17 protein-coding genes are annotated in these 18,502 nt (G+C 57.8%); 9 read left to right on the top strand and 8 right to left on the bottom strand.

The annotated features are described in order from the left end of the window. The first annotated feature begins 111 nt into the window (after positions 1-111). From ABLU87_RS10030 to ABLU87_RS10005, 6 genes are all read left to right on the top strand, one after another. Positions 112-1,029 (top strand): LysR substrate-binding domain-containing protein, encoded by a 918-nt coding sequence (locus ABLU87_RS10030; protein ID WP_122117286.1) that lies wholly within the window; start codon positions 112-114, stop codon positions 1,027-1,029. Positions 1,030-1,198: 169 nt separating this feature from the next. Then, positions 1,199-2,458, top strand: coding sequence for an NAD(P)/FAD-dependent oxidoreductase (locus ABLU87_RS10025; RefSeq protein WP_004850405.1), 1,260 nt, complete (start codon positions 1,199-1,201; stop codon positions 2,456-2,458). A 23-nt stretch (positions 2,459-2,481) separates the two neighbouring features. After that, the gene (locus ABLU87_RS10020; RefSeq protein ID WP_014838322.1) at positions 2,482-2,916 is read left to right on the top strand and encodes a RidA family protein; all 435 of its coding nucleotides are present in this window, start codon (positions 2,482-2,484) and stop codon (positions 2,914-2,916) included. Beyond that, a complete protein-coding gene (locus tag ABLU87_RS10015) occupies positions 2,913-3,587 on the top strand; it encodes a DUF1028 domain-containing protein (RefSeq protein WP_014229145.1) in 675 nt (224 codons plus the stop codon). Before ABLU87_RS10020 ends, ABLU87_RS10015 begins: the two co-directional genes overlap by 4 nt. After that, positions 3,580-4,749, top strand: a complete 1,170-nt coding sequence (gene argE / locus ABLU87_RS10010; RefSeq protein WP_122117285.1) for an acetylornithine deacetylase — start codon at positions 3,580-3,582, stop codon at positions 4,747-4,749. The genes ABLU87_RS10015 and argE overlap by 8 nt, the downstream gene beginning before the upstream one ends. A 23-nt stretch (positions 4,750-4,772) precedes the next feature. Further along, positions 4,773-5,588 (top strand): phytanoyl-CoA dioxygenase family protein, encoded by an 816-nt coding sequence (locus tag ABLU87_RS10005; protein WP_049102542.1) that lies wholly within the window; start codon positions 4,773-4,775, stop codon positions 5,586-5,588. Between the two features lie 124 nt (positions 5,589-5,712). Here the strand turns inward: ABLU87_RS10005 and ABLU87_RS10000 are convergent, their stop codons facing one another. The 7 genes from ABLU87_RS10000 to ABLU87_RS09970 all read right to left on the bottom strand — a co-directional run bounded on the left by ABLU87_RS10000 (position 5,713) and on the right by ABLU87_RS09970 (position 12,487). Further along, positions 5,713-6,204 (bottom strand): DinB family protein, encoded by a 492-nt coding sequence (locus ABLU87_RS10000; protein WP_014229147.1) that lies wholly within the window; start codon positions 6,202-6,204, stop codon positions 5,713-5,715. 106 nt (positions 6,205-6,310) lie between these two features. After that, the gene (locus tag ABLU87_RS09995; RefSeq protein ID WP_009652973.1) at positions 6,311-6,847 is read right to left on the bottom strand and encodes a dihydrofolate reductase family protein; all 537 of its coding nucleotides are present in this window, start codon (positions 6,845-6,847) and stop codon (positions 6,311-6,313) included. Between the two features lie 72 nt (positions 6,848-6,919). Next, positions 6,920-8,038 carry an aspartate-semialdehyde dehydrogenase gene (asd, locus tag ABLU87_RS09990; protein ID WP_014838326.1) on the bottom strand — a complete coding sequence of 373 codons (1,119 nt, stop codon included), beginning with the start codon at positions 8,036-8,038 and terminating at the stop codon, positions 6,920-6,922. 373 nt (positions 8,039-8,411) lie between these two features. Continuing rightward, on the bottom strand, positions 8,412-9,212 hold the full coding sequence (locus ABLU87_RS09985) for a hypothetical protein (RefSeq protein WP_025107952.1): 801 nt from the start codon (positions 9,210-9,212) through the stop codon (positions 8,412-8,414). A 110-nt stretch (positions 9,213-9,322) separates the two neighbouring features. After that, complete coding sequence (locus ABLU87_RS09980) at positions 9,323-10,246, bottom strand: HlyD family secretion protein (RefSeq protein WP_046877249.1); 924 nt, start codon at positions 10,244-10,246, stop codon at positions 9,323-9,325. Continuing rightward, positions 10,243-10,458, bottom strand: coding sequence for a DUF1656 domain-containing protein (locus ABLU87_RS09975; protein ID WP_014229155.1), 216 nt, complete (start codon positions 10,456-10,458; stop codon positions 10,243-10,245). The genes ABLU87_RS09980 and ABLU87_RS09975 overlap by 4 nt, the downstream gene beginning before the upstream one ends. Then, complete coding sequence (locus ABLU87_RS09970; protein WP_064375770.1) at positions 10,448-12,487, bottom strand: FUSC family protein; 2,040 nt, start codon at positions 12,485-12,487, stop codon at positions 10,448-10,450. The genes ABLU87_RS09975 and ABLU87_RS09970 overlap by 11 nt, the downstream gene beginning before the upstream one ends. A gap of 77 nt (positions 12,488-12,564) precedes the next feature. On the opposite strand from ABLU87_RS09970, the gene ABLU87_RS09965 reads away from it, so the two are divergent. After that, complete coding sequence (locus tag ABLU87_RS09965; RefSeq protein WP_009653008.1) at positions 12,565-13,359, top strand: helix-turn-helix transcriptional regulator; 795 nt, start codon at positions 12,565-12,567, stop codon at positions 13,357-13,359. Between the two features lie 74 nt (positions 13,360-13,433). Here ABLU87_RS09965 and ABLU87_RS09960 read toward each other — a convergent pair whose 3' ends face one another. Further along, positions 13,434-13,808, bottom strand: a complete 375-nt coding sequence (locus ABLU87_RS09960; RefSeq protein ID WP_025107948.1) for a helix-turn-helix domain-containing protein — start codon at positions 13,806-13,808, stop codon at positions 13,434-13,436. A gap of 337 nt (positions 13,809-14,145) precedes the next feature. On the opposite strand from ABLU87_RS09960, the gene ABLU87_RS09955 reads away from it, so the two are divergent. Both ABLU87_RS09955 and oqxB read left to right on the top strand, forming a co-directional pair. Next, entirely contained in the window at positions 14,146-15,321 is a 1,176-nt protein-coding gene (locus ABLU87_RS09955) for an efflux RND transporter periplasmic adaptor subunit (RefSeq protein WP_046877252.1), read from the top strand. A gap of 24 nt (positions 15,322-15,345) precedes the next feature. After that, complete coding sequence (oqxB, locus tag ABLU87_RS09950; RefSeq protein WP_049082234.1) at positions 15,346-18,498, top strand: multidrug efflux RND transporter permease subunit OqxB; 3,153 nt, start codon at positions 15,346-15,348, stop codon at positions 18,496-18,498. Positions 18,499-18,502: the final 4 nt, after the last annotated feature.

The raw sequence follows: 18,502 nt of genomic DNA, 5'->3' as shown, positions 1-18,502 counted from the left end.
GCTATTTGCCGACGAGGTAAAGCGCAAACGGCATGGCACGATGATTGCAGGCTGCTTATCGTAAAACTAAGCCCGTTCGTAATAAGACAATATTTTATCAATGGTGAAGCGATGAACCGATTTACCCTCAAACAGCTTAAATATTTCGTGACGGTGGTGGAAACGGAGAGTATCGCTGAGGCTTCCCGTCAGCTGCACATTGCCCAGCCGTCGATCTCTATTGCGATTAAAAACCTCGAAAGTACCTTCGACCAGCAGCTGTTTATTCGTCACCATGCGCAGGGCGTATCCCTGACCTCAAGCGGGCGGCGCTTCTACGATAAAGCCAAAGAGCTGCTGCGGCTGTCCTATGAGTTTGAGCAGAACTCGCGGGCGGATAAAGAGCTGGTATCCGGGACTATTTCCGTCGGCTGCTTTGAATCCGTCGCGCCGCTGTATATGCCAAAACTGGTGGCGGGGTTTAAAAAAATGTATCCCGAAATCACTCTCCAGCTCTACGACGGCGAACAGCATGAACTGATGCACGGTCTGCACCGCGGGCGCTTCGATCTGGCGCTGGTCTACGACCTTGAGCTGGGTCACTCCATTAATAAAGAGCTGCTGAACGCCCCGCATAAACCCTATGCTTTGCTGCCCGCTTCTCATCCGCTGGCGCAGAAAAAATGCGTCACGCTTCAGGAATTAAGCCGGGAACCGATGATTTTGCTCGATGCGGTCCCCAGCAAAAACTATTTTGTCTCGATATTTAAAGAGAAAGGTTATCACCCGGAAGTGGCCTACAGTTCGCCGTCCATAGAAATGGTGCGTTGTATGGTCGGGCAGGGATTAGGCTTTTCGGTACTGGTTACCCGTCCGCTGTGCGATATGACCTATGACGGCGAAAAGCTGGTGCAGCTGGATATTGCCGACGAAATGCCCGCATCGACATTAATTATGGCGCATCTTGCCAATAATGAACCCACGCGTCCGACGCAGCTATTTATGGATTATTGCCGCAGCATAGAATTAACGCCGCATCAGCACGCGTAATTTAATTAACGCGGCCGCAAGCGTTATTTTCTTGTCGCGTTATTCAGCCTCGTAAATTTCTATTCAGACGATCGTTTTATAATAATTTACCATTTCATCACACTTACTTAACCTGAGTTCTGTCAATCCCGGCGGATAAGCCGGACAACCGTGCTTGAAGGACACAGATATGACAGAGCAGATTACAGAGATCGATACCCTGGTGGTAGGCGCGGGGCAGGCTGGCGTCGCCATGAGCGAGCATCTGACGCATCACGGCATTCCGCATCTGGTGCTGGAAAAAAAGCGCATCGCTGAGGCCTGGCGCAGCGGCCGCTGGGATTCGCTGGTGGCCAACGGCCCGGCCTGGCACGATCGGTTTCCCGGCATGACCTTTCCCGACTGCGACGCCGACAGCTTTGTCGCCAAAGAGCAGATCGCCGACTACTTCGCCGCGTATGCCAAAACCTTTAATGCACCGATCAAAACCGGCGTTGAGGTCTTTAGCGCCGAGCGCTTAAACGGCCGTCCGGGGTTTCGCGTGGAAACGTCACTGGGCGTGATTGAGGCGCAGCGTATCGTCGCCGCTACCGGGCCGTTCCAGCGCCCGGTGATACCGGCCATCGCGCCGCAGGATAGCGCTGTACAGCAGATTCATTCTGCGCACTATTTCAACCCGCAGCAGCTTCCGGAAGGCGGCGTGCTGGTGGTTGGCGCGGGGTCGTCCGGCGTGCAAATCGCCGATGAGCTCCGCCGGGCGGGGCGCGCGGTATGGCTCTCCGTCGGCGCGCACGATCGCCCGCCGCGCCGCTACCGCCAGCGCGATTTTTGCTGGTGGCTGGGGGTGTTAGGGCTGTGGGATGCGGCGGCCAATCAGCCCGGCAAAGAGCACGTGACGATTGCGGTCAGCGGCGCGCGCGGCGGTCATACCGTTGATTTTCGCCAGCTGGCGCACCAGGGAATTACCCTGGTCGGACAGACGCACGGCTTTACCGAGGGCAAAGCCGTTTTCCGTGCCGATCTGGCGGACAACATTCGTCTCGGCGACGCCTCCTATCTGGCGCTGCTCGACGCCGCGGATGAGTATATCGCTCGCAACGGGCTGTCGCTGCCGGAAGAGCCGGAAGCGCGCTTTTTCCTGCCCGACCCCGATTGCCTGACCCAGCCCCTCACCGAGCTCGACCTGGCAGCCGCGGGGGTGAGCTGCATTATCTGGGCTACCGGCTATACCACCGATTACCGCTGGCTGAAGGTCAACGCCTTTAATGAACAGCAGCGCCCGCAGCATCATCGCGGCGTTTCCAGCGAACCGGGCGTCTATTTCCTCGGTCTGCCGTGGCTCTCCCGCCGTGGCTCAACCTTTATCTGGGGCGTCTGGCACGATGCGAAATATATCGCCGATCAGATTGCCATTCAGCGCCAGTATCAACGCTATCAACCTTCCTGCTAATGCCTGATTTGAGGACGCAACCTATGCCAACCCATACCCGTATTCGGATGTTTAACACCAAAGAAACCTATCCCAATCAGACGCTCAATAACGATCTGTGCCAGGCGGTGCGCGCGGGAAACACCGTGTACGTTCGCGGCCAGGTGGGTACCGATTTTGACGGCAATCTGATTGGGCTGGGCGACGCGCGCGCCCAGGCGGAACAGGCGATGAAGAACGTTAAACAGCTGCTGGAAGAGGCCGGCAGCGATCTGACGCATATTGTGAAAACGACGACCTATCTGATCGACCCGCGCTACCGCGAACCGGTGTACCAGGAAGTGGGGAAATGGCTTAAAGGCGTGTTTCCTATTTCGACCGGCGTGGTAGTGTCGGCTCTCGCCCAACCGCAGTGGCTGATGGAAATTGACGTCACGGCGGTGATCCCTGACGACTGGCATGCGCAGGAGGCACCATGACCCTCTCTATTTCCGCCCTGTGCCCGGAGTCAGGTCAACTGGGCATTGCGATTAGCTCATCCAGCATTGCCGTTGGCGCCCGCTGCCCGTGGCTGCTGGCGGGCGTTGGCGCGGTGTCCAGCCAGAACATCACGCTGCCCGCGCTCGGACCGCAGATTCTTGCCGGGCTTGAGGCGGGGCTCACGCCGCAGCAGGCCCTGACGCAGGCGCTGGGCGAAGACCGGTTTAGCGATTACCGCCAGGTGGCGGTCATCGACGCCAGCGGCGAGAGCGCCGTGTTCAGCGGCGAACATACGCTCGGCATCTGGCAGCTGGCGCAGGGCGAGAACTGCGTGGCGGCGGGGAATATGCTGGCCAACCCGCAGGTGATTACCGCCATGACGGCGGCGTTCGAAGCCGCCAGCGGCGAACTGGCCAGCCGCCTGATTGCGGCTCTGCAGGCGGGTATCGATGCGGGCGGCGAAGCCGGGCCGGAGCACTCGGCGGCGCTTAAAGTCGTGGAGGATTACGCCTGGCCGGTGGTGGATTTACGCGTCGACTGGGCGGAAGAACGCCCGGTAGCGGCGCTGGAAGCGCTGTGGCTGGCCTACGAGCCGCAGATGGAAGCGTACATCACCCGCGCGCTTGACCCGCGCGAAGCGCCGACCTACGGGGTGCCGGGCGATGAATAACCGCGTGCGTGAGATCCTCGGCGCGCTGCTGGCGTTTGATACCACCAGCCGCGAGTCGAATCTGGCGCTGATTGCCTGGATCGGCGACTTTCTGCGCGCGCGCGGCGTGACGTCGCAGCTGTTTTATGACGACGAAGGGCGCAAGGCAAACCTCTATGCCCGCCTTGGGCCAACCGGCCCCGGCGGGGTGATGCTCTCCGGCCATACCGACGTGGTGCCGGTGGATGGTCAGGCGTGGACGGTGCCGCCGTTCGCCCTTACCGAACGTGACGGGCGCTACTACGGTCGCGGCAGCGCGGATATGAAAGGGTTTATCGCCTGCGTGCTGGCGTCGCTGGAGGCGTTTCTTGCCGCGCCGCTGCGGATGCCGCTGCACCTGGGATTCTCTTATGATGAGGAGGTTGGCTGCCTGGGCGTGCGCAGCCTGGTGGATTTTCTCCGCGCCTCCGCCGGGAAACCGGCGCTGTGCATTATCGGCGAGCCGACCGACATGCGCCCGGTCTACGGCCATAAAGGTAAGCTCGCGGTGCGCTGCCGCGTGGAAGGGCACGCCTGCCACTCGGCCTACGCCCCGGAAGGGGTTAACGCGATCAGCTACGCGGCAAGGCTGATTTCCCGGCTGGACGTGCTGGGTGAAAGCCTTGCGCAGCAGCAGGATAGCCGGTTTTCGCCGCCCTCGGGCACGCTGCAGGTGGGGACGATTCACGGCGGCGCGGCGCTGAATATCGTTCCGCAATCCTGCTGGTTCGACTTTGAAATTCGCTATTTACCCGGCACGCGCCCGCAGGCCGTGACCGACGCCCTGGGCGATTATGCCCGCGAGCAGCTGCTTCCGGCGATGCGCAAGGTGGCGCAGCGCAGCGATATTCATTTCCAGACGCTGAGCCACTATCCGGGGCTGCTGAGTGACCCGCAGTCAGAGTTCGCCCGCTGGCTGGCGCAGTGGTGCGGCAGCGATGATTTCACCACCGTCGCCTATGGTACCGAAGGCGGCCTGTTTGACGAGGCGGGGGTCGCGACGCTGATCTGTGGGCCGGGCAGCATGGCGCAGGGCCACAAGGCGGACGAATATATCAGTATCCCCCAGACCGAACGCTGTATGGCGATGCTGGAAAACCTTTGCGCCTGGATGCGCGCCGATCCCTCCGATTCTCTTCGCTGATTTATCAACACAGGATGGCGACTATGCAAAACCCGAACTCCCCGCTTATTGATCAACAGACCATCGACCGCTGGCAGGCCGACGGCGTCGTGCTACTTAAAGGCGTGTTCACGCCGTGGATCGAGAGCCTGTCGCGCGGCGTCGCCGCGCTGATGGCGAACCCCAGCGAGTACGGTCACGCGCGAACGGTGATCCCCGAGGACGGCTCGGCGCCGTTTTTTCAGGACTATTGCAACTGGCAACGAATCCCGGAATTTCGCGATTTTGTTTTTCAGTCGCCGGCGGCGGAGATCGCCGCGGCGCTGATGGGGTCGCAGACGGCGAAGTTTTTCCACGAGCACACGCTGGTGAAACAGCCCGGCGGCAGTACGGTAACGCCATGGCACCACGATCAGCCCTATTACTGCGTGGAGGGGCGGCAGAATGTCAGTCTGTGGATCCCGCTCGATCCGGTAGCGGAGGCGATTTCGCTGCGCTGTATTCGCGGTTCCCATCGCTGGGACGATGAGTTCAGCCCAACGCGGTTTAACGGTTCAAAGCTCTATTCCCATTCGCGCTTTAAAGAGCTGCCGGACATTGATGCCCATCAGGAGGATTACGATATCGTCAGCTGGGCGCTGGAGCCGGGCGATGCGGTCGCTTTTCATTTCCGCACGCTGCATGGGGCAAAGGGCAATTCAACCGCCCGCGCGCGGCGGGTATTTTCCGCCCGTTGGGTAGGGGATGATGCGACATTCGCCGACCGCGGCGGCGTGACGTCGCCGCCGTTTCCGGGGCTTAAGCTTCGCGACGGAGAACAGCTTGTCGCCGATGAGTTTCCGCAGGTCTGGCCGCGGTAGCGGCGGCAGGGCGGGCGAGGCCCCGCCCATCTTGCAGCGAAAGGTTTTCACTCACTGACTGAGGGGATTGAAGCTCCTTAATTTTTTGCTTTAAGGGCTAAGGGAGGAAATTGATATGACTCGGTTACTCGTGGTTATGATCTCTTAGAAAGACGGTCAGTACGTCCTTGGGTGGGGTTACACCACTTTCTGAAAGTAGCCAACCTACAGCGCCGCGATGATATGTTCCGTGAAACAGCACATGATTGAGCATATCGACCGCCTTCATCTCACCAGGTCCGCCATCGACAAACTGGAATTTAATGGTTTCAGCAAGGTCAACGGGGGACATAGCATTGACGTATTGAATATACCAGTCTGTACATTCAGTCATCGTTCTCAGAAGTTCATCGGCAGAGGGCGTCTCTGGCGTGTTCAGTGCGGTGTAGGAGTGCTTCTGGCCGGTAATGTTAGCGCGGAAGATCATATCAACCACATGTATGTGATTCATTAATCTGAGCGTCAGATGGCGTTTTTCTGCATTCGCAGACGCATCAATTTTTTTAATCGCTTGTAGCGTTTCAATATCTATCCAGCGTTTGTATCTAAACAGCGTAGCTATTTTGTCAGTACCCATGCGTCACCTCTTTTATCTATTTTGTGATTATATCAGTAACATTCAGTACCGCTGGCAGGGCGGTACTGTTGCTTTAGCGTAGGCCGCCGTCAGGTTTATATGCCGTTTATGACGTCAGCCGATAGTGCGACTGCACCAGTCCCGAAGGGAAGCTGCGGCTTGATAACAGCGTCAAATCGATATCCCTGGTCAGGGATCCGAACAATGGTTTTCCCGAACCGAGCAGGACAGGAACGGTCGTGATAACGATATCGGCGACCAGACCTTCACGCAGGAACGACTGTATTACCTGCCCGCCATCCAGATAGACGCGATGCGCGTTTTGCGCCGCCAGGTCAGCAAGCACTTCCCCCGGCGTGCGGCTTGAGAGCTGCACTTTGCCCTTCAGCGCCTCGGGAATGGCGGTATCGGTTAGCTGTCGGGAGAGAACCAGCACGGGTCGATCGTAAGGCCATTGGTCAAAAGTCAGCGCTTTCTCATAGCTCCCCCGGCCCATAACGATCCAATCTTTGTCCGCGATGAATGCGGCATAGCCATGATCTTCTGTTGGGTCATCGCGCTGCAACAGCCAGTCGATATCGCCATCCTGTCGGGCGATATAACCATCAAGACTGACCGCGATAAAAACATGTGTGGTGACCATCAAGTGCTCCGTATACAGCTTATATTTATGCCGTTGAGTTTAGGGGGAGGTGTTTTGTCCACATAATATGATTCAAGCTTTTCCAGCCAAAATATTCAACATGCGGCGCAATGGTTCCGCTGCTCCCCACAATAGCTGATCGCCAACCGTCAGGACCGAGTAGATAGGTTCATTGTTTAGCGACATTTTCTTGTAACGGCCAATACCAACCTTAAGCGAACCGCTGATACAGGCCGGTGTCAGGGTACTGACACTCTCTTCCTTGTTATTGGGCACATAGTTAACCCAGGGGTGGGAATTCATCACTAATTCGGCAAATTCCTCTTCGTTGACTTCACGCTTGAGCTTAAGGGTTATAGCAGCGCTGTGGCAGCGGATCACGCCGACGCGTATGCATAAGCCGTTTACCGGGATCGTACCGGGAGACAGGCCTAAAATTTTGTTGGTTTCCGCCTCACCTTTCCATTCTTCACGGCTATTGCCATCGCCTAAATCGCTGTCAATCCAGGGAATGATGCTGCCCATCAAAGGTGCACCGAAGTTTTGGGTCGGCATATCAGCGCTGTTAATCAATTCACTGACCTTATTAACTAACGGAAGCACTGAACCTGAGGATGCCAGCTCATCCGGAGATAAATGGCGGCTTATGTAGGCACTTTGCGCAATGAGTTCCCGTACATACTGTGCACCAGCACCCGATGCGGACTGGTAGGTCATCACACTCATCCATTCGATCAAGTCAGCCTTTATCAACCCAGCCAGCCCCATAAGACTCAGCGTAATGGAACAGTTGCCGCCGACAAAAAGTTTAATACCTTCTTTAATTGCACGATCGATATTGTTGCGGTTGACGGGGTCGAGAATAATGCAGGCTTTCTCATCCATCCGTAGCGCTGAGGCCGCGTCAATCCAGTAGCCTTCCCAGCCATGGTTAAGCAAAGCAGGGTATATTGCTTTGGTATAATCCCCGCCCTGGCAGGTTATGATGATGTCCATTTCGGCCAGCGCACTTACGGAATTAGCATCTTTAAGTGTGTAGCTGACGCCATCAATGACAGGACCGGCGGCTCCTGCACTGGAGGTGCTGAAAAAATGCGCCGATATATTGTCGAAGTCGTTCTCTTCGATCATTCGCTGTAGCAAAACAGAACCGACCATTCCTCGCCAACCAACAATGCCAACCTGCTTCATTTGCTTAACCCTAATTACGTTATGAGAATGTTAATTTTCTTCGAGGCACGTTATATCTCATTCCAAATTAAAGGTCATTACGAACAACATCCGATTCCGTCATTATTAAAATGTTTCATATAGCATCAGCGATTTTTATCTCTTCCATAGCTAAAAATCCATTGCAAGTATTTGATATGAAATCAATAATATTCAGGTCGATATCCTGCGGTATTCGCGTTTAAAGGAAAGAACAGGCTTAAGACATCCGCTTCTGGCATATAGCTGCCAGACTCAACAAAGCCAGGGTTTGCAATGAGGAGGAGCGGGCCTTCAATGATGTGTATCAGACTCTCTTTTACATTCCGGCCACTTAAGCGGCCGGAAGTATCGTTTAAACCCGTTCAGAATACGCTTTCAGCATGGCAAGGAGCGCCCGTCGTGCCGCATCGTCCGCGATATTTTCAGGCAGCGCATCAGCGCGGAGATTGATATAAGCGTCAACCGCCTTGCTGATGGCGATGCTGACGGAGTCACGATCGTGCGTGGCCAGCGTGGAGGTCAGCAGGCCCTCAGGATCGATATTGTGGCATTCAATGCGGCGAACCCCACGCTGCGGTAGATTGGCGCGGCGGTACAGCATCGGTCCCAGCACTTGCTCCCGGAAGAATGACAGCATACCCATCGCTTCGAAAAGTTCGCCCCTTCCCAGTTTAACCACCGCATAATGAAGCCAGATCCAGGCTCGGGACTCAAACCACTCCGGCGTCATGTCAGGCCACTGGGCCCGAAATTGTGCCAGATGTCGCTCCAGGGCATGGCGATCGCGAGAAAATAACACTACCGGCTCCTCAACGCGTTGAGTGAGCATGTCCAGGGTGACAAATTTCAGATCGACATGGAGGAGTTCAGGGCCATACAGGCATATCAGCAGGCGAGGCTCTCCGACATGTTCCCCTGTGAACGCATGCAGCAGGTTGCCTGCTGTTCCGGCGAACGCCACACGCTGCTCCATGATTTCATCGTAGTAGAGAGGGTCTACCACAACGACAAAATCCAAATCGGAGTATTTATCAAATCCGCCATGAATAAGCGATCCGCCCCCGAGCAGGGAGTGAATCCGGGCGTCAGACTGAACGTTAAGCTTGAGTTGCTCTGCAAAACTTCTGTGTAAATCGGGTAACGTACTAAGCATACTTTTTCCTGTTCACAAAAAATACAAAGCATTACAGAATATCGAGTTCGGTATATTCGGGCCAGATATTTTTGCAGGAAGCGTCGTTTCCTCATTGAGTCTCGGGTCCACTATGGGTGGATAGCCTGAGCCACGTAGCCCGATCCTCCGCTACGCCCGCCGTCAGGGTTTTCAGGCAGGATGGAAACGCTGGCGGATAGTCCCGCCACCAGTTCAATCCCTTCCGGTATCTTATCTAACTGAATACGAACGGGGACTCGCTGCGCAAGTCGCACCCAGCTGAAGGTGGGATTGACATCCGGCAGCCCCAGTCCGCCCGTCTCGTCATTGCTATCATCGATCCCCCGGCCGATACTCTCCACGTGCCCGGTGATGAGCGGGTCAAACCCCATCAGAGAAATGTGTGCGGCGCTTCCGACGCGAATATGACGCAGCTTAGTCTCTTCAAAATAGCCCACCACCCAGAAACTGTGCGCATCGATCACGGCGATCTTTGTCTCTCCCGCCGCGGCGTAGTCGCCGGGGCGGAGCCGAAGATGCGTCACGTAGCCGGTAACCGGGGCGCGCACCGTTGCATGGGATAAATTCAGCTGCGCCAGTTCCAGCGCAGCCAGCGCCCCCTGATAATTGGCCGCCGCGACGCGCGCTGCGCTGCCTGTTTGCTGGATATCCTCGCCGGAAATGACCCCTTTGATGAGCGCGCGTCGCCGGGCGGCATCCTGGCGCATCAGCATTTCATGACGTTTTGCTTCGACGTCGGCCTGCGCGCTGAGCACCGCCAGCTTCAGCCAGCGCGGGTCGATGGCATAAAGCACATCGCCGCGGTTAACCCACTGATTATCCCGCACTGCCACGCTGCTCACCGGCCCGGAAACATCCGGCGCAATCTGCACCACATCTGCCCGAACCCGGCCATCGCGCGTCCAGGGCGTCTGCGCATACTGTTTCCAGAAAATAAACGCCACGCAGGCCGCTACCGCTACTGCGATTAACGTCAGCGCGTAACGGCCCAGCAAAGAGAAAAAAGATTTCATGCGAATAACCCCAGTGTGGTCAGGCCCTGCAAAAGCAGGAAAAAGGTCACGATATAGGTTGAAACATCAAGCAGCGGGCGTAAGGGCAAGCGGCGGTAAAGCCTGCTGCAGGAGAAAAGCGGTACGAGTAGCAGCGTACAGACCAGGGCAATGAGCGCGGTCAGCAGCAGTCCGGGGATAAAAACGCCCCCGATATTGATGTCATTTATCATGGGTGGGTTCCTCGTTCTGCGTCCGTAACGCGCAGTGCAGATCGACCAGTCGGTCGACAAACTGGCATGATTGTTCCTCCCTCGCGGGCAAGCAGCGGTTCGCCATGGCGGCAATGCGCTCGCGTAAGGCTTCGGTCTCCGTTGTGTGGGTAAGACGAGAAAGCACCTCGTGGATATCGCTGCCGGCGGGCGTTTCGCAACGGCGCAGGCGCATCACGCAGAGGCCTATGCGCAGAAAGTGCACCAGGCGATCGAGCGCCCGGGCGGAGGACTGCCCGCTGCGCGGCAAGCGTGGTAGCAGCAGGGCGGCCCGGTCGATCATCAGATTGGTCCAGTGCGTTTCATCGCCTTTAAATACGCCGCTCACGCTGCGGCGAATATCGCGTTGGCACAGTTTCAGCAGACGCTTTATCGCCGCGTCCGCCTGTACGGTTTGCAGCAGACTCATGCCGATAACCGCAAAGCCGGTCGCGAAAAACAGGGCGATCGCGGTGTTGGCCGCGTCGGCGAAGTCGCCGCTGTAGCGCGCGCCCAGCTCGCACAGTACCGGCAGCGTCAGGGTGATCCCCATGGCCATAAAGGTCGTGGGGGGCCGCGCCTGCAGCGATCCGGCAAGCAGATAGACCGGGGCAAGCACCGCCACCAGCACGGGGAAATCGCTGAGCGGAGGAAGCAGGGCGAAGCTATAGATAAGGCTTATCACTACGCCCCAGACAGAGCCGATAATATATTTCACAATATGCGGGGCCGGCGTGTCGAAACTGCCAAACAGCGTGCAGCAAACACCAAGAATTGACACCGCCGTGCCGCCATCGGGCCAGGCAGAGTAAATCCATAGCAGACAGCCGCTCAGAATGATGACAAAAGCGCCCAACGCCGTGCGGGCGGCGCTGAGGGGATCGCGATGGAAAACGTATCCGGTCGCCGCACGATCTTCCGCCTGCGCTGGCGCAGGCCTGGCGTGATGAATGGCCTCCGAAAGCCGCTCACACTGTTGCAGTAGGGTAATCAACTCAGCGATGTAGCGTAAGAAATTTACCCGCAGCGCATCTTCAAAGGTCAGCGCCTGCGCCGCGAGCCGCTGCGCTAACTGCGCGCTGCGCTGGTGCAGCGCTTCTGCGGCGTTTTTGCGTTGGCCGGTATCGTCGCAGGTCAGCCAGACCTGCACGTCATTGAGTAGAGCCTGCATCGCGGCGGGCATCTCGGCGATGATCTGCAAACGATCGCGCACTTCGCCGTTGACAATCACTAACCGCGCCAGCCTGTCATGGAGCGCTTTCCTGGCCTGGCGGGCCGGAACCGAAAGGGCAAAATCATACGGGATATGGTGGCTGATACCCTGCAGAAACTGTAGCGCCAGCGCCAGATGCAGCGGCTCTGACTGCGCGTCGGCCTTGCCTGCCAGGGTGTCGGCAATCCGCTGGCGCGCGGCGTGCAGCGTCTGGGCTAATTTGCTGTTGAACAGCCCTGATATCCGGGCAGGTAAAATGTAGCGGTGAATCAGCGCGGCGCAGACGATACCGATCGCGATTTCCTGTACCCGGATGAGGGCGATGTTAAACACCGTGCCGGGATCGGCGACGGCGGGAAAACCAATCAGGCTTGCGGTATAACCGGCCAGCACAAAGGCATAGGCGCGGGGCGTGCGTTCAAGCAGGGATAAATAGAGGCAGAAGGTGATCCAGCCTGCCAGAATCACGCTACATAGAATTGGCGTATTCACAAACGTCGGCACAATCAATACCGTGGCCCCCGCGCCGGCCACGGTACCGGCCAGGCGATAAAGGCTTCTGCTCAGGGACGCGCCCACCGAGGTTTGCGACACGATGTAGACGGTGATGATGGCCCATGAGGGCCGTTCAAGGCCAATCGCCAGGGCAACGTAATAGGCGAGCATCGCGGCGGCAAAACTCCTGACGGAATAGAGCAGGGCATGGGCGTCGCTCAGCAGCGAGGGAGAGGCTATGCGGCCTGACCAACGGCTTATCGCGTGTAAAAAACGGCTGTGATGGGAAGTTAATGTGCTCATGCCGGGAATTATTCCCGCTTTGCGCGTCTCCTTAAATACTCTATTCTGTCAAAAAATACCTAAATGTTGCCAATGAGATGCCATCCAGACTTGCCCATACCCTGTTTGATCCCGATAGCACGCCGAGCCCTGCCGTCGCGCGGCATATTGATTTCGTTGATTACGCGGCAGAAGTGCCGGTTCATACCCACCGCAAGGGACAACTGATCGTTGCCCTCTATGGGGCGGTGATTTGTCGTGCGGAAAACGATATCTGGATAGTGCCGCCAGACTGCGCGGTGTGGATCCCCGGTGGGATCCCGCACAGCGCCAAAGCGACCTGGAATGCGCATCTCAACTATTTGTTTATTGAACCCGGCGCCGCCGCGCTGCCGGAGAAATGCTGCACGCTGGCGATTTCGCCGCTGATTAAAGCGTTAGTTGACCGCTTAACGAATGCGGACGTCGATTACGCCGCGGAGAGCCATGTCGGCAGGCTGACCAGAGTGACGCTCGATGAGCTGGCCACCATGCCGCAGCAGAAGCTGAGTCTGCCGGTTTCGGCGCATCCTAAGATCCGCGCCATGGCGGATGCGCTGGTCAGCCACCCGGAGGATCGCAGCACCTTTAAAGTTTGGGCGAAACGGCTGGCGCTCAGCGAGCGCTCATTAGCACGCCTGATGCTGCGCGAAACCGGTCTGACCTTCGGGCGATGGCGTCAGCAGCTGCATTTGATTATTGCCCTGCGGGAGCTGGCAAGCGGGGTATCGGTGCAAAACGTGGCGGCTAATCTGGGGTATGAGTCGGTCAACGCGTTTATCACCATGTTCAGAAAAACGATGGGGAGCACCCCCGCGCACTACTTTGCCGGTCGAAGAACGGCAGATCCCTGAGCGGCGCGCAGGCTGGATGCGGAGTGAGGCGCTTAATATCCGCCGCGGCCACAGCGCCGCGGCGAGCGCAAAATTTAGTCAGAGAAGGGCGGAGGCGGCTGGCGTAATCCCGTCGTATCCGGGTTGCCGATGCTGCGGCGCCATGCGCCGGGGGCCTGGCCGAACTGACGCTTGAAGCTGCGGTTGAAGGACTGCTGGGAGTCAAAGCCCAGGGCGATCGCCACGTTCAAAATCGGTTCGTCGCTGTGGGCTAAGCGCTCGACCGATTTTTGTAGCTTTTGCGCGCGAATATACTCGGCGAGAGGATAACCGGTATGCTCCTTAAATAGCCGCTGCAGATGCCATTTCGAATAGCCTGCTCGCCTGGCGACGGTGCCAATATCCAGACGGCTATCAAGATTGTTGTCGATCCAGTCGAGTAAATCGTGAATGAATGCGCCAGTGTTCATCTGATGTACCTCTACGCAGCGTCTAAAAAAGCATCTTTATCTGTTGCATTTAAAGGTGGCCCGTTTTTGCACTAATTGCAAGTTTTATTGTTGCATTTAAATCCATGCCGGAAACGCGCCATTTTTAGGCGCCAGGAATAGCACATAAAGTGCAACAATTATTCTTGCACTAAATTTAGCGCCTTCCTACAATCGCCGCGATAGTGTATTCGCAACTGTTACAGTTTTGTGGCGATGAACGACACAAATGGCCTTAAGCCAGCTACCGGACAAAGGAAGTGGCGCGGCGTCTCCCGCAGCGTCTTGCCCGGCGGCTACCAATACCGGAATAAAAATAATGAGCCTGCAAAAATACTGGGGTAACTTTCATCTGACTGTGCCGGGCGTGATGCTGCTCTCCGCGCTCCTCGTTGGATGCGATGAGGGCGTCGCGCAAAACGCCGCGCCGCAGGCGCCCGCCGTCAGCGCCGCTGATGTGGTCGTCAAATCCATTAGTCAGTGGGACAGCTTTAACGGTCGGATTGAAGCGGTGGAAAGCGTCCAGCTGCGACCCCGCGTCTCCGGCTACATTGACAAAGTGAATTACACCGACGGCCAGGAGGTGAGAAAGGGGGAGGTGCTGTTCACTATCGATGACAGAACCTATCGCGCCGCGCTGGAACAGGCGCAGGCGACGCTGGCGCGAGCCAAAACGCAGGCCAGCCTGGCGCGAAGCGAGGCTAACCGTACCGATAAATTAGTCAATACCAACCTGGTCTCCCGCGAAGAGTGGGAGCAGCGTCGCGCCGCGGCCACCCAGGCGCAGGCCGACATTCGCGCCGCCCAGGCGGCAGTCGACGCCGCGCAGCTTAACCTGGACTTCACCAAAGTGACCGCGCCTATCGATGGCCGCGCCAGCCGGGCGTTGATCACCAGCGGTAACCTCGTCACCGCCGGCGACAGCGCCAGCGTGCTCACCACGCTGGTGTCGCAGAAGACGGTTTACGTCTACTTTGACGTGGACGAGTCGACCTACCTCCATTATCAAAATCTCGCCCGCAGCGGGCAGGGCGCGTCCAGCAATCACCTGGCGCTGCCGGTGGAGATTGGCCTGGTTGGCGAAGAGGGCTACCCCCATCAGGGCAAAGTGGATTTTCTGGATAATCAGTTAACGCCGAGCACCGGCACGATCCGGATGCGCGCGCTGCTGGATAACGCGCAGCGTCAGTTCACGCCGGGTCTCTTTGCCCGCGTCCGCCTGCCGGGCAGCGCGGAATTCAACGCCACGCTTATCGATGATAAAGCGGTGTTGACCGATCAGGATCGCAAATATGTTTATGTCGTTGATAAAGAGGGTAAAGCGCAGCGCCGTGATATTACGCCGGGCCGTCTGGCCGACGGTTTGCGCATCGTGCAGCAGGGGCTGAAGCCGGGCGACAGAGTCATCGTCGATGGTCTACAGAAAGTGTTTATGCCGGGCATGCCGGTTAACGCGAAAACCGTGGCCATGACCGCCAGCACCGCCCTCAACTGATCCCTTGACCTGAGAATCCAACCCATGGACTTTTCCCGTTTTTTCATCGACAGGCCGATTTTTGCCGCCGTTCTGTCGATTCTGATTTTTATCACCGGATTAATCGCCATCCCGCTGCTGCCGGTGAGCGAATATCCTGACGTCGTGCCGCCCAGCGTGCAGGTGCGCGCGGAGTATCCGGGCGCCAACCCGAAAGTGATTGCCGAGACCGTGGCGACGCCGCTGGAAGAGGCGATCAACGGCGTTGAAAATATGATGTACATGAAATCCGTCGCCGGTTCTGACGGCGTACTGGTGACCACCGTAACCTTCCGTCCGGGTACCGATCCCGATCAGGCGCAGGTTCAGGTGCAAAACCGGGTATCGCAGGCCGAAGCGCGTCTGCCGGAAGATGTGCGGCGTTTGGGGATCACCACCCAGAAGCAGTCGCCGACGCTGACGCTGGTGGTGCATCTGTTTTCGCCCGGCGGTAAATACGATTCCCTGTATATGCGTAACTACGCCACGCTGAAGGTGAAGGATGAACTGGCGCGCCTGCCCGGCGTCGGCCAAATTCAGATTTTTGGCTCGGGCGAATACGCGATGCGCGTCTGGCTCGATCCCAACAAGGTGGCGGCGCGCGGATTAACCGCGTCGGATGTGGTCACGGCGATGCAGGAGCAGAACGTCCAGGTTTCCGCCGGGCAGCTTGGCGCCGAGCCGCTGCCGAAAGAGAGCGACTTCCTGATCTCCATTAACGCCCAGGGGCGCCTGCATACCGAAGAAGAGTTTGGCAATATTGTCCTGAAAACAACGCAGGACGGTACGGTCGTCCGCCTGCGCGACGTGGCGCGTATCGAAATGGGCTCCGGCAGCTATGCGCTGCGTTCCCAGCTGAACAATAAAGACGCGGTCGGGATTGGTATCTTCCAGTCGCCGGGGGCGAACGCCATCGATTTGTCTAACGCGGTGCGCGCCAAAATGGACGAGCTGTCGAAGCGTTTCCCGCAGGATATGAAATGGGCGGCGCCTTACGATCCGACGGTATTTGTTCGCGATTCCATTCGCGCGGTGGTGCAAACGCTGCTGGAAGCGGTGGTGCTGGTTGTGCTGGTGGTGATCCTGTTCCTGCAAACCTGGCGCGCGTCGATTATTCCGCTGATCGCGGTGCCGGTTTCGGTTGTGGGTACCTTCAGCATTCTCTACCTGCTGGGCTTCTCGCTGAATACCCTGAGCTTGTTCGGGCTGGTGCTGGCCATCGGCATCGTGGTGGATGACGCCATCGTGGTGGTGGAAAACGTCGAGCGAAATATCGAGGAAGGGCTGGCTCCGCTCGCCGCGGCGCATCAGGCGATGCGTGAGGTGTCCGGCCCGATTATCGCCATTGCGCTGGTGCTGTGCGCGGTGTTTGTGCCGATGGCGTTTCTCTCGGGCGTAACCGGCCAGTTCTACAAGCAGTTTGCGGTGACGATCGCCATCTCCACGGTGATCTCCGCCATCAACTCGCTGACGCTCTCTCCGGCGCTGGCCGCGCTGCTGCTAAAACCGCACGGCGCGCCGAAAGACTTCCCGACCCGGCTTATCGACCGTCTTTTCGGCTGGATTTTCCGTCCGTTTAACCGCTTTTTCCACCGCAGCTCGAACGGCTATCAGGGGCTGGTGGGAAAAACGCTCGGACGACGCGGGGCGGTGTTTGTGGTCTATGTGCTGCTGCTCTGCGCGGCGGGCGTCATGTTTAAAGCGGTACCCGGCGGATTTATACCGACGCAGGATAAACTGTATTTAATCGGCGGCGTGAAAATGCCGGAAGGTTCTTCGCTGGCGCGCACCGATGCGGTGATCCGCAAAATGAGCGAAATCGGGATGAATACCGAAGGCGTGGATTACGCGGTCGCGTTTCCGGGGCTTAACGCGCTGCAGTTCACCAATACGCCGAATACCGGAACGGTCTTCTTTGGCCTGAAGCCGTTCGACCAGCGTAAACATTCGGCGGCGGAAATTAACGCTGAGATCAACGCGAAAATCGCGCAAATCCAGCAGGGCTTTGGCTTCTCTATTTTGCCTCCGCCGATTTTAGGGCTCGGCCAGGGTTCCGGCTATTCGCTCTATATTCAGGACCGGGCAGGTCTTGGCTATGGTGCGCTGCAAAGCGCGGTAAACGCGATGTCCGGTACCATTATGCAGACGCCGGGGATGCACTTCCCGATCTCCACCTACCAGGCGAACGTGCCGCAGCTGGATGTCCAGGTCGATCGTGATAAGGCGAAAGCGCAGGGCGTGTCGCTCACCGATCTGTTTGGTACGCTGCAAACCTATCTGGGATCGTCTTACGTCAATGATTTTAACCAGTTCGGGCGGACCTGGCGCGTGATGGCGCAGGCTGACGGCCCGTTCCGCGAAAGCGTGGAGGATATTGCCAATTTGCGCACGCGGAATAATCAGGGCGAAATGGTGCCAATCGGCAGTATGGTGAATATCAGCACCACCTACGGGCCGGACCCGGTGATTCGCTACAATGGCTATCCGGCGGCGGATTTGATTGGCGATGCCGATCCGCGCGTACTCTCTTCCTCGCAGGCGATGACGCAGCTGGAGAAGATGTCCGGCCAGATATTGCCGAACGGGATGAATATCGAATGGACGGATCTGAGCTTCCAGCAGGCCACGCAGGGCAATACGGCGCTGATCGTCTTCCCGGTGGCGGTGCTGCTGGCGTTCCTGGTGCTGGCGGCGCTGTATGAAAGCTGGACGCTGCCGCTGGCGGTAATCCTTATCGTGCCGATGACGATGCTCTCCGCGCTGTTTGGCGTCTGGCTGACCGGGGGCGATAACAACGTGTTCGTACAGGTGGGGCTGGTGGTGCTGATGGGGCTGGCCTGTAAAAACGCGATTCTGATCGTGGAGTTTGCCCGCGAGCTGGAAATCCAGGGGAAAGGGATCATGGAAGCGGCGCTGGAGGCGTGTCGCCTGCGTTTACGCCCGATTGTGATGACCTCTATCGCCTTTATTGCCGGGACCATCCCGCTGATCCTCGGTCACGGCGCGGGCGCGGAAGTGCGCGGCGTTACCGGGATCACGGTGTTCTCCGGGATGCTGGGGGTGACGCTGTTTGGTCTGTTCCTGACCCCGGTGTTTTACGTGACGCTGCGTAAATTCGTGACGCGCGGTAAACCAGTCGAGGACGTTTCGCCGGCGTAGGGTG

It is taken from the genome of Klebsiella sp. CB_Kp196, from assembly GCF_040061575.1.
GTDB lineage: Bacteria > Pseudomonadota > Gammaproteobacteria > Enterobacterales > Enterobacteriaceae > Klebsiella > Klebsiella michiganensis.
The sequence above is the reverse complement of the archived record's forward strand: the minus strand, read 5'-3'. Positions and strand labels throughout refer to the sequence as shown.

What these genes read in the sequence shown, in the direction of transcription:
- ABLU87_RS10030 (WP_122117286.1), top strand. Translation starts at nt 112, where the DNA reads ATGAACCGATTTACCCTCAAACAGCTTAAATATTTCGTGACGGTGGTG.
- ABLU87_RS10025 (WP_004850405.1), top strand. Translation starts at nt 1,199, where the DNA reads ATGACAGAGCAGATTACAGAGATCGATACCCTGGTGGTAGGCGCGGGG.
- ABLU87_RS10020 (WP_014838322.1), top strand. Translation starts at nt 2,482, where the DNA reads ATGCCAACCCATACCCGTATTCGGATGTTTAACACCAAAGAAACCTAT.
- ABLU87_RS10015 (WP_014229145.1), top strand. Translation starts at nt 2,913, where the DNA reads ATGACCCTCTCTATTTCCGCCCTGTGCCCGGAGTCAGGTCAACTGGGC.
- argE (WP_122117285.1), top strand. Translation starts at nt 3,580, where the DNA reads ATGAATAACCGCGTGCGTGAGATCCTCGGCGCGCTGCTGGCGTTTGAT.
- ABLU87_RS10005 (WP_049102542.1), top strand. Translation starts at nt 4,773, where the DNA reads ATGCAAAACCCGAACTCCCCGCTTATTGATCAACAGACCATCGACCGC.
- ABLU87_RS10000 (WP_014229147.1), bottom strand. Translation starts at nt 6,204, where the DNA reads ATGGGTACTGACAAAATAGCTACGCTGTTTAGATACAAACGCTGGATA.
- ABLU87_RS09995 (WP_009652973.1), bottom strand. Translation starts at nt 6,847, where the DNA reads ATGGTCACCACACATGTTTTTATCGCGGTCAGTCTTGATGGTTATATC.
- asd (WP_014838326.1), bottom strand. Translation starts at nt 8,038, where the DNA reads ATGAAGCAGGTTGGCATTGTTGGTTGGCGAGGAATGGTCGGTTCTGTT.
- ABLU87_RS09985 (WP_025107952.1), bottom strand. Translation starts at nt 9,212, where the DNA reads ATGCTTAGTACGTTACCCGATTTACACAGAAGTTTTGCAGAGCAACTC.
- ABLU87_RS09980 (WP_046877249.1), bottom strand. Translation starts at nt 10,246, where the DNA reads ATGAAATCTTTTTTCTCTTTGCTGGGCCGTTACGCGCTGACGTTAATC.
- ABLU87_RS09975 (WP_014229155.1), bottom strand. Translation starts at nt 10,458, where the DNA reads ATGATAAATGACATCAATATCGGGGGCGTTTTTATCCCCGGACTGCTG.
- ABLU87_RS09970 (WP_064375770.1), bottom strand. Translation starts at nt 12,487, where the DNA reads ATGAGCACATTAACTTCCCATCACAGCCGTTTTTTACACGCGATAAGC.
- ABLU87_RS09965 (WP_009653008.1), top strand. Translation starts at nt 12,565, where the DNA reads ATGCCATCCAGACTTGCCCATACCCTGTTTGATCCCGATAGCACGCCG.
- ABLU87_RS09960 (WP_025107948.1), bottom strand. Translation starts at nt 13,808, where the DNA reads ATGAACACTGGCGCATTCATTCACGATTTACTCGACTGGATCGACAAC.
- ABLU87_RS09955 (WP_046877252.1), top strand. Translation starts at nt 14,146, where the DNA reads ATGAGCCTGCAAAAATACTGGGGTAACTTTCATCTGACTGTGCCGGGC.
- oqxB (WP_049082234.1), top strand. Translation starts at nt 15,346, where the DNA reads ATGGACTTTTCCCGTTTTTTCATCGACAGGCCGATTTTTGCCGCCGTT.